The following is an 8871-nucleotide window of genomic DNA, read 5'->3' as shown; positions in this document are numbered from 1 at the left end:
ACAAGGTGGTTCGGCAGGTATACTTGTAAATCCAAGTCGTATAACCTAGTTCCTCGTTTTTGGTCTGATCGGCTTGGCGAAAGATAAATCCCTGCCGAAAAAAGTTAGGCAAGGACAAGAAAAAAATGTTATAAAAACATAATTATGTTTTTATAACATTTTTTTCTTGAAGGTGGAGATTTTCTGAAGCAAAGCGAGGGAAAATACTACCTGTTCCTTGCGGAACTTTTAACTATAAATATAAGAGTGAGATAGGTGAAATAAAAAAAGTCAATAATATCAAGGGTTTATAAGACATTAGGTGTGAATTTTTTTTCACACCTGTGTGAAAAAAAATTCACACCTAAAAAACGGAAAAACACAAAAAAAAAAAGATGTCAATACTAAATTAACATCTAAAATAAATAAATTGGTAATTTATATTTTTTAGTATCACCATTTATTTTAAAATTCCTTAGTGACTTTTTAAAAATATGTTGAGTTGCCCTATCAATACTATCTTTAGGCGAACAACACATAATATTTGGATTCACAAACCATGTACGACTAGTACAAATCCTTCCATCATCAGTAGTCATTCCTGATTCCGCAACGCCTAAAACACCTTTCTTTAATAAAGAATTCATTATTTTAGAAACACTTTCTCTTGTTTTACCAAGCTTTTCAGCTAGATAACTAGGTGTTGCAGCATTTGTATCAATTTCATTATCACCATTGTTTTTTTCAATGATTACATTAGTTTTAAATTCTAAATAAGAAGAAATCTGTAATAAAAATGCTTGCTCTGCATTTGTAAAATATCCAATACGGTTTAAATATTCCATATTATCCATTATAATTTGCACAAATCTCACCCTATCCGTAGGATTTTTCTTTTTACCTATGAAATACTTTTCTCCACCAGTAGCTTTACTCAATAACTGCAAAAGCATTACTTTCTCTTCTTCCGAATAACCACCCACTTGCAATTGTTCATAAATACTATCAATCCGAGTATCTCTTATTTTTGCCTTTTTTTCAGCATCTACAAAATTAACAATCTTTTTACTCATTGTTCCACTCCTTATGTGTAGAAGGAGTTCGTTCAATATGATAGAATACATACTTAGAATAATATTTTATCTAATAAAATATCCTTAATAAAGAACAACTCCAATCTATCTATTGATAAAAAACTCCCTTAAGTTTCCAACGCTTGTGAGGGAGTTTTTTATTTTACAAAAAATTCTATCTATCATTATAACATGGAAATATTGTCTAAAAATAATAGAAAAACATTCCAGATATTAGATTTTAATTCTAATTAAAATGCTTATTTGTCTCTATCCATATCTTTAAAAACGCCGTTGACTTGTTTTATCTTTTACAAATGTAAACGCACAGATAAATGCCCAAAGACCCATTCCACCCATGATAACTGCCATCACAAGCCAACCCCACTCAAATGTTTGCGACACTTTTTCATATAGCTTTGCTAAGCCCAATACTTCCCATAATCCATATTTCATCCCTGTTACAAGAAGAACTGCAATCAAAGCATACAATAAGACTTGTACAACAGATACACACACTTCCTCAATCTTCTTTGTCTTAATCCTTATATTTTGTACTTCACTTGTTTTTTGCTCTATCTGATGTACTTTGTGATAAAAATCAGTAACAAGTTTATCTGTCTTTTTCTCAAAACTTTCCCCTACGCTCTTATTCATTTGCTGAAAATAGTGATTCAGCGTTTCCCTCAGATTATCTCTCAAGGCTTGGTCCGCTTCTTTCAATTGCTCGACTTTGTTGTTCAAGTTCTCGTTGTTTTTTCTGTTCATTTTGCTGACGGAGAGTATTTGCTCGCTCACGAGCTTGTTGTTCTTCTCGATACTTTCTGCTAATTGGTCGATACGTTGCGCGATCAGTTCGTTCTGATGTTCTATCTCCGACATTCTCACCCGATAATTGATTTGTTCGCTTGTGCTCATTTCCGTCGATAGATTGTGTTCTTGTTTTGCTTTCTCCAATTTGTCGCTCAAAGCCACGTTCCATCCCTCCTATTTCATAGTCATACCCTAACTTACTTCCTCGCACCCATTTTAAGGACTCAGGATGCTTATAGGAGATTGTTTCGCCTCTTAATCTAGTTTTGATACCTAAATCATCTAGAAACGCTGTAAGACCCTTTATATCGCTCGTACGCGTTTTCCCTATATCAACCGCTTGTCGTATTTCGTCTTTCCATGATGTTTTTCCTTTTTCTAACAATGATTTCTCCGCTGCCGTGTACCGTACTGCTGCTTGTTTTTCTACGACGACTGACAATCCTCGTGCCTGACAAATCCTATCATTCTCACTTTTTATCAAGTCTCGTTGTTTGTTACTACTATGATACTTTTTACCAGTTTCGATATTAACGGAGTTTATCACGATATGATTATGGATATGTTCTGTATCCGCATGCGTATAAATCACAACTTGATAATCTTTGGCAACAGATTGAGCTAACTCTAAGCCAATGCTATTGGCTTCCTCTGGTGTAATCTCTCCAGGTTTAAAGGACTGAATAATGGTATGCGCCTGAACTCCCTTATCTTTTCCATACAACATTCTTAATTCCTTAAAATTTGATTTCGCATACTCCACATCACAATTATGACCACTTTTTTCTACTGCTCGTTTTTCCGCATAATTGATCGTTTTGCTTGCTGATTTTGTATTTCCTAGTTTAGTTGTTGCCATAACTCATTCACTTCTTTTCGTAATTTCTCGATATTGTAATTTAAACGTGGCCAATCTACATTTCCCTCTTTATGCGCATGACAATATTTTGCAATTTGATTCATATTATTTCCCATCTGACTCAAATTCCTCGCAATCATTTGACTCGTCTCCTTATCAAATTTCGGAGAAATTAAACGACTCCCTTGTGCCTTCTTCTTTACGAAGTTTGGCACACTCATTCGCAATGTTTCAGCTGACTGCTGTAATTTTGCAAATTCCTCATCGCTCACACGAAAACTAATTTGTTTGCGCTCTTTTCGGTTCGGATTCTTCCGAAAATCGCTAGCAAACTTGTTATCTTGTTCACTCATCAAGTCCCATCCCTTCATTCCGTTTGCAACGGAAGCGTCATTCCAAATTGGTCGTAGTATCTCCAATTTTATCATTGCCGCAAGGGATTTGGCAAGCGTCGCATTTGCTAGCCACTTCGTGGCGCAAATACAGCTTGTTGGGGGTTTCCCCCAATCCCCCTATTGTTTTTTGCTCACGCAAAAAATGGCTTGCATACGCTAGCCATAAAAACCTTGGGCGTTGCCCAAACCCACTGGGAAACTTTTCCCCAGACCCCATATAAAAAACACCCCCATCCCCCCTCATTTTTGAGGGGGCTCCCTCGCCGGTAGGCAGGTTCAAACGGATACCGTTTGAAACCCATCAAGAGGGTTTGGGTGTTGTGAATATGTCAACTCCTTAATGCTCCTTCACTTCGCCTTGCTTTGTTCGTCCGCTTACCGTTGACATAAAACTTAATTTCATTTTTATTAATGATTTATTAAACATTTATACATTGAGTTTCATTCACAAAATACAAAAAATATTTTATTGTGCCAATGTTTTTATTATTTTTTAAAATATAAAAGTATAGAACTAAATAGATTTATAAGAAAAACTAGAAATAACAATGGAATAATTATTTTTTTACTTTTACCTAATGGTTTAATTTTCGGTAAAAATATTGCTATATAAATAGAAGCTAATCCAAATGTAGCTACAGGAAATAAATAGTTATAAGAATTCCCTAAGAGTACCCCGATAAATAAAACTATGGGGAAAGTAAAATAAAATATTTTTTGCATATATATTAACTCCTATTTTAATAATGGGGTAAAATACGTTTCTATAATGGCTCCTATTATGAGAAGAATAATAATTGTAACAAATAAAATACTAATATCTTTAAAATCTCTTTTTATTATGTTTTTATCTTTTGATATTGTTAATTTTACAATCATATCTATTGATTTCAAACCAATTATACCACTTAAAATTAATGCAGGAACTTCAGCAAGTCCATGGGGAATTAATAAAGAAAGTATTTCAAATACAGATCTTCCTTTTTCTAATTGTAGAGTTATTGAATATCCAACAATCATACCGTTTATACTAAGATATAGTACAGTTGAAAATCCAAATGTTACAAAACCAGACATAATAATACTACTTACAATAAAATTATTGAAAAACAATCCCAATAGATTTGTAGATATATTTTGTTCCCCTGGTGTTATAGAAGTAATTCCAAAAAAAACATTCCATATTAATGGGATGAAAAAGAATAATAATGAGCAAATAAGAATTATTTTATTTCGTTTAAGACAATTAGTTAGTGTTTTCAAGATAAATATTCTCCACTTTTTTTTCTAGTTCAGCTAAGGTGTATTCTGAAATATAAAATTCACTTGCAAGTAAACCATTGTGAATAATACCTATTTTGTCGCAAAATGAATGTGCTAATTCTAAAAGGTGGGTAGATAATAAAACTATATTTCCTTTTTTTACATAATCTTTTAGTGTATTTTTAATTGTTCTAGTACTTATTAAATCTATGCCTGTAAGTGGTTCGTCTAAAATTAATAATTTAGGATTATGAATTAGTCCTGATGCAATAGATATTTTTTGTTTCATTCCATGTGAATAGTTTTTTATTAATTGATGAGATGAATCAGTTAATTTGAATTGGGATAAAATATTCTTAACAAATACATTTATTTCTTCATCTGTTAGGTGATAAAGTTTACCTACAAATCTTAGATATTCTTCACCAGTTAAATATTCATATAAGTCAGATTTGTCAGGTACGAATCCAATTTCTTGAAGTAAACTTCCTGAGGTTAGATCTTGAGATTTTCCATTTAAGTGAATTTCTCCTTTTGTAGGTGCTAAAAGTCCTGAAATGATTTTTAGAGTTGTAGTTTTTCCTACACCATTAGTTCCTAAAATTCCATAAATTACGTTTGATTCAATAGAAAAGCTAATATTATTTAATATTTGTTTTTCATCATATGTTTTATTAAGATGTTTAACGTTTAACATTTTGCACAAACCTTTCATAGAAAGATATTTTTTTTAGGAATAACCTCAATATTATATGATTTAATATACAAATAATAATCATTATAGTAGCAGAGGAAAATAATATAATATCAGTACTGTATCCTTTTGTAACGAGATAAGAAGATAATGTACCCATTTGTAGAAAGAAAATAAAGATGATTCCTCCACTAATATTAGCGTACGTTTTAGCTTTTGATGATTCACCTATTTCTTGATAATTTTCCCAATTTAATTTTGGATAAAGACCAGTACTAGTAATTTGATAAATACCATTTAAAAATCCTGATGTCATAAAGACTATCATGAAAAATAAAATATTTGAAAATGAAATGTCTAATATAAAATATAATATAAGAGCTAATAATAAAGAAATAAATGTTACAAAAATATAATAAACATTAGTTTTAGGAGACACTATATCCCATAAATTCCTTATATTATTTGTAAAAATATGTGAATTTTTAGATTCTGAATCTACAGAAAGTATTGTTTTAAAAGAATCACCTATGATAGTAAAAAAGAAATTAGCTATGATAAAGGAAGAAATAATAAGTGTTTGTATTGGATAAATTTTAATAAATTGAGATCCTAGTGGTAGTAAGAAACCTAAAAGTAACATAAAAAGAAATAACATATTAGAAATATTATTAAAAAACCAACTGTTTATACGTACAATAAAAGTAATATCTTTGGCCATAATAGCTAAAGTTCTATTACGATATTTTCGAGTGAGTAAGCTTGTAGTTTTATATGTTGTATTACGACTGTTAAAATAAGAAATTAAATCATGTTTCTTTAATACTAAATTCCAAATCAAAATTATCATAGTTGAAATTATAAACATAAAAAACATCAATAAGGTTATCATGAAAAGATTGAATTTTTTGTAAATAAATAGATATGGTGTATAATTAGCAATTAAATTAAAAGCATCAGTTTTAAGAAAGTTTAGAATCGTATTAAAGCTATTTATTGAAATATTTGTTATATAACCAATAGAAAAACCAATAATCATTGTTAATAACAAGATTAAAAAGTTTTGAATGAATGAAAATTTTTGTATTAGATTATTTAAGAATTTAGTATATATAAAATTTAACAAGCTAAATATGGTTAATAAAATATAACTAAATAATCCGTATAATATAATTAATATGGATAAATATACATAAGGGAAATTAGTAGTAGAAATTATGAAAGGAACATACAAAAGAATTAATATCAAATTTTTTTTTAAGCTCTCTCTAAAAAAAAATGCATGTATTTGAATAATTCTATTTTGCTTGTTTTGATTTATAAACTTAGATAAATCGAGTATGAAAAATTTTGTTTTATTTTTAAAAAAAGTTATAGACCAAAAAAATTGTTCAAGAAATAAGAACAATAAAGTAAAAGAAATAGTGGTATCAGAGGATATTTTAAATGTTTTATTTACTATTATACCCATCGAATAACTAGAAATTATTGTTAATATAAAAATTGAAAATACAAGAAGCCATATTTTTTTGATTTTTAAGTTCCAATCTTCAAATGTTTTTCTTGAAGTAGATATGAAATAAATTTTATTTATTTCATAAATTTTAGTTAAAATCAATTTCATTTTGATCCCTCAATTAAAAATTATTAAACTATAAATACTATGATATATATCATAGTATTTATAGTTATTATGTTTACCAAGATGCTGCATAAGCTTTACCATATTTTTTTGCTAATGTTTTTGCTGTTACTACAATACCATATCCAATTGCTCCAACACCAGTTACTACACCAAGTAATCCAATAATAGCGTATAGGTCACCAGCTGCAGAAATAATATCAACTGCTTTTTTTGCTGCATAACCTGATATACCTAATGTAGATGAGAATTCAGCTTGTCCAATGAAAACTTTGGAGGATGCAAATTGTATTGTCGTACTATTAATTGTAGATACGTACAATAAAAATGCTCCAACAAGTGCCGATGTTCCACCAATAAGAAATAAAAACTTGTTTTTAGTAGTTGCTAGATTCATTTGTTTCACCTCCTTTAAAATTATAATAAAGTTAATATAATCAGTTAAAAACTGTTTATATTAAAGTACGGATGATTTGTTGAATAATGGTACTTGAACATAAAATAATATAATAAATAATTGATATTATTAGAGAGTTTGTTTTATTCAAATCTGTTTTCTTAAATAAAAGTACGAAAACAGTTACAGTTGATATCCAAATAAAAGGATCAAAGTATTGTAAAATGATATTATTATTAAAAATATATAATGTTTCGTAATTATCCATTAAATAATTTATAATGGATAAAATAATTCCTTTAATTGATAGAATAGCGATTCCTATTGATGAAATAATTATAAATTTTGATTTTTTTTCTTTTGAATCTAATAAAAAGGAAACAAACCATAATATTAGACCACACACGAATACTGACAATAGTGTAACTATTAAGTTATAAACTTGTATCGAATATAATATTATTTCAAAATTTGCCATAGATAATGTTGAATTAGCATGAAAATCAGAATTAGAAAATGTCCGTTTTAGTTCTGAATTTATACTTAAATATAAAATAATGTTTGAAAAGGTAATGAATAACAAACAAATTAAGCTAAGTTTTTTATTTAGATTTAAAGACATATTTGTTACACCAACACTTTCTTTTAATACATAATATACCAATAGTAATTTAACATAATATACCAAAATAATCAAGTTTTTAAAAAAATCAAAAAAACTATTAACCTAGTACACCTCCCGAAAATTGCAAAACGTATATGATATACATCCCTAGTAGACATAATGTCTTATTATCGGTAGCAAATCACAAGGCTTCCCCTTACTCCTGTAAGGGGTTTCCTTCTTTCGTCATGTTTTTCTTTATACACGTTTTTATACATTCCTTACACCATACGGATTTTGGCTTCCCTACGCCTCGTCACATTCTTCTTTTTTTTGCATACAATCCTGTATAAACATATCCATTTTTTATTCCTTATTTTTTGCAATCTATTTCACATATTTCATAGCAAGGGAATGCTTGTATACTGATTTGTACTGCATTCCCTTATTGTATGTATTCCATATATCTATTCTCTTTTTTCCGACATTATGACTTCCAAAATTGCCACCACTTTTTTTGTAAAGTAGTTGCCATTATCTTTTTTGTTTCCTGCATTTCTCGAACATATTGCATAAGTAATTGATCTCGGTCTTCTAATCTATGAAAAATACGTTGCTCACTACTAAGCAACTCCTGCTTAATTTCAGCTAATAACTCTTGTTTTAATTGTGCTCTCTCTGCTTGCCAATCTATATCTACTGAGCGAGGGGTGCTCTGTAAGGTGGGCAAGACTTGTTCTTGCTCGCTCAGTACCTGTTTAATTGCATGTTCTAGTTTTTTCCCTTCGCTTTGTAATTCTTTTATTTTTTCTAATATGAGCACGTCCTTCTTTGTAAAAGCTCTACTTTCTTGTTCCCCTTTTGAAAATATATATCCTTGTTTTTCAAGCTCTAAACACCAACGACGTAATGTACTTTTTCCCATTTGTAAACGTTCTGCGACTTCATGATTCCAGTATGCTTTTTCCAATTGAGCACCCCCTGCTTACAATTTAATTTTTGTCTATTTTTATTCGAGCAAGAGGCGCTTAGTTCCTTTCAAAACGATTTTCCTTGTTTTTGGGTGAGAGAGCTGGCTGGGGGGTTGGGGGCTAGCCCCCAGGAATTTGACGTCACTTACAATCGTGTAAACATAAAATGATAGACGATTGT

The 8871-nt window shown here is 29.7% G+C and carries 10 protein-coding genes; all 10 read right to left on the bottom strand.

Annotated features, from left to right (window positions below; translation table 11 throughout):
* Window positions 1-395: 395 nt before the first annotated feature.
* Complete coding sequence (locus MHI28_RS35975; protein ID WP_078187736.1) at window positions 396-1052, bottom strand: MarR family transcriptional regulator; 657 nt, start codon at window positions 1050-1052, stop codon at window positions 396-398.
* Between the two features lie 282 nt (window positions 1053-1334).
* Window positions 1335-1754, bottom strand: a complete 420-nt coding sequence (locus MHI28_RS35970; RefSeq protein ID WP_277548011.1) for a hypothetical protein — start codon at window positions 1752-1754, stop codon at window positions 1335-1337.
* Window positions 1744-2724: a relaxase/mobilization nuclease domain-containing protein gene (locus tag MHI28_RS35965; protein WP_340829636.1), complete on the bottom strand. Its 981-nt coding sequence runs from the start codon at window positions 2722-2724 to the stop codon at window positions 1744-1746. Before MHI28_RS35965 ends, MHI28_RS35970 begins: the two co-directional genes overlap by 11 nt.
* A complete protein-coding gene (locus MHI28_RS35960; protein WP_340829633.1) occupies window positions 2706-3077 on the bottom strand; it encodes a plasmid mobilization protein in 372 nt (123 codons plus the stop codon). Before MHI28_RS35960 ends, MHI28_RS35965 begins: the two co-directional genes overlap by 19 nt.
* Window positions 3078-3605: 528 nt before the next feature.
* The gene (locus tag MHI28_RS36415; protein ID WP_445661823.1) at window positions 3606-3842 is read right to left on the bottom strand and encodes a DUF5970 family protein; all 237 of its coding nucleotides are present in this window, start codon (window positions 3840-3842) and stop codon (window positions 3606-3608) included.
* A gap of 12 nt (window positions 3843-3854) precedes the next feature.
* Window positions 3855-4382: a stage II sporulation protein M gene (locus MHI28_RS35955; protein ID WP_340829630.1), complete on the bottom strand. Its 528-nt coding sequence runs from the start codon at window positions 4380-4382 to the stop codon at window positions 3855-3857.
* Window positions 4366-5079, bottom strand: coding sequence for an ABC transporter ATP-binding protein (locus MHI28_RS35950; RefSeq protein ID WP_340829627.1), 714 nt, complete (start codon window positions 5077-5079; stop codon window positions 4366-4368). Before MHI28_RS35950 ends, MHI28_RS35955 begins: the two co-directional genes overlap by 17 nt.
* On the bottom strand, window positions 5066-6700 hold the full coding sequence (locus MHI28_RS35945; protein ID WP_340829624.1) for a hypothetical protein: 1635 nt from the start codon (window positions 6698-6700) through the stop codon (window positions 5066-5068). The genes MHI28_RS35950 and MHI28_RS35945 overlap by 14 nt, the downstream gene beginning before the upstream one ends.
* A 73-nt stretch (window positions 6701-6773) precedes the next feature.
* On the bottom strand, window positions 6774-7115 hold the full coding sequence (locus MHI28_RS35940; protein ID WP_340829622.1) for an uberolysin/carnocyclin family circular bacteriocin: 342 nt from the start codon (window positions 7113-7115) through the stop codon (window positions 6774-6776).
* Window positions 7116-8206: 1091 nt separating this feature from the next.
* A complete protein-coding gene (locus tag MHI28_RS35935; protein ID WP_277548013.1) occupies window positions 8207-8689 on the bottom strand; it encodes a DUF3967 domain-containing protein in 483 nt (160 codons plus the stop codon).
* Between the last annotated feature and the right edge of the window lie 182 nt (window positions 8690-8871).

Source organism: Bacillus sp. FSL K6-0268, from assembly GCF_038005425.1.
Lineage (GTDB): Bacteria > Bacillota > Bacilli > Bacillales > Bacillaceae_G > Bacillus_A > Bacillus_A thuringiensis_S.
Note: the sequence above shows the minus strand (reverse complement) of the source record. Positions and strands in the feature narration are given on the sequence as shown.

Bases quoted from the DNA above. Each gene is read 5' to 3' on its own strand.
- MHI28_RS35960 (WP_340829633.1), bottom strand. From the start codon at position 3,077: ATGAGTGAACAAGATAACAAGTTTGCTAGCGATTTTCGGAAGAATCCG.
- MHI28_RS36415 (WP_445661823.1), bottom strand. From the start codon at position 3,842: ATGCAAAAAATATTTTATTTTACTTTCCCCATAGTTTTATTTATCGGG.
- MHI28_RS35965 (WP_340829636.1), bottom strand. From the start codon at position 2,724: ATGGCAACAACTAAACTAGGAAATACAAAATCAGCAAGCAAAACGATC.
- MHI28_RS35975 (WP_078187736.1), bottom strand. From the start codon at position 1,052: ATGAGTAAAAAGATTGTTAATTTTGTAGATGCTGAAAAAAAGGCAAAA.
- MHI28_RS35950 (WP_340829627.1), bottom strand. From the start codon at position 5,079: ATGTTAAACGTTAAACATCTTAATAAAACATATGATGAAAAACAAATA.
- MHI28_RS35940 (WP_340829622.1), bottom strand. From the start codon at position 7,115: ATGAATCTAGCAACTACTAAAAACAAGTTTTTATTTCTTATTGGTGGA.
- MHI28_RS35945 (WP_340829624.1), bottom strand. From the start codon at position 6,700: ATGAAATTGATTTTAACTAAAATTTATGAAATAAATAAAATTTATTTC.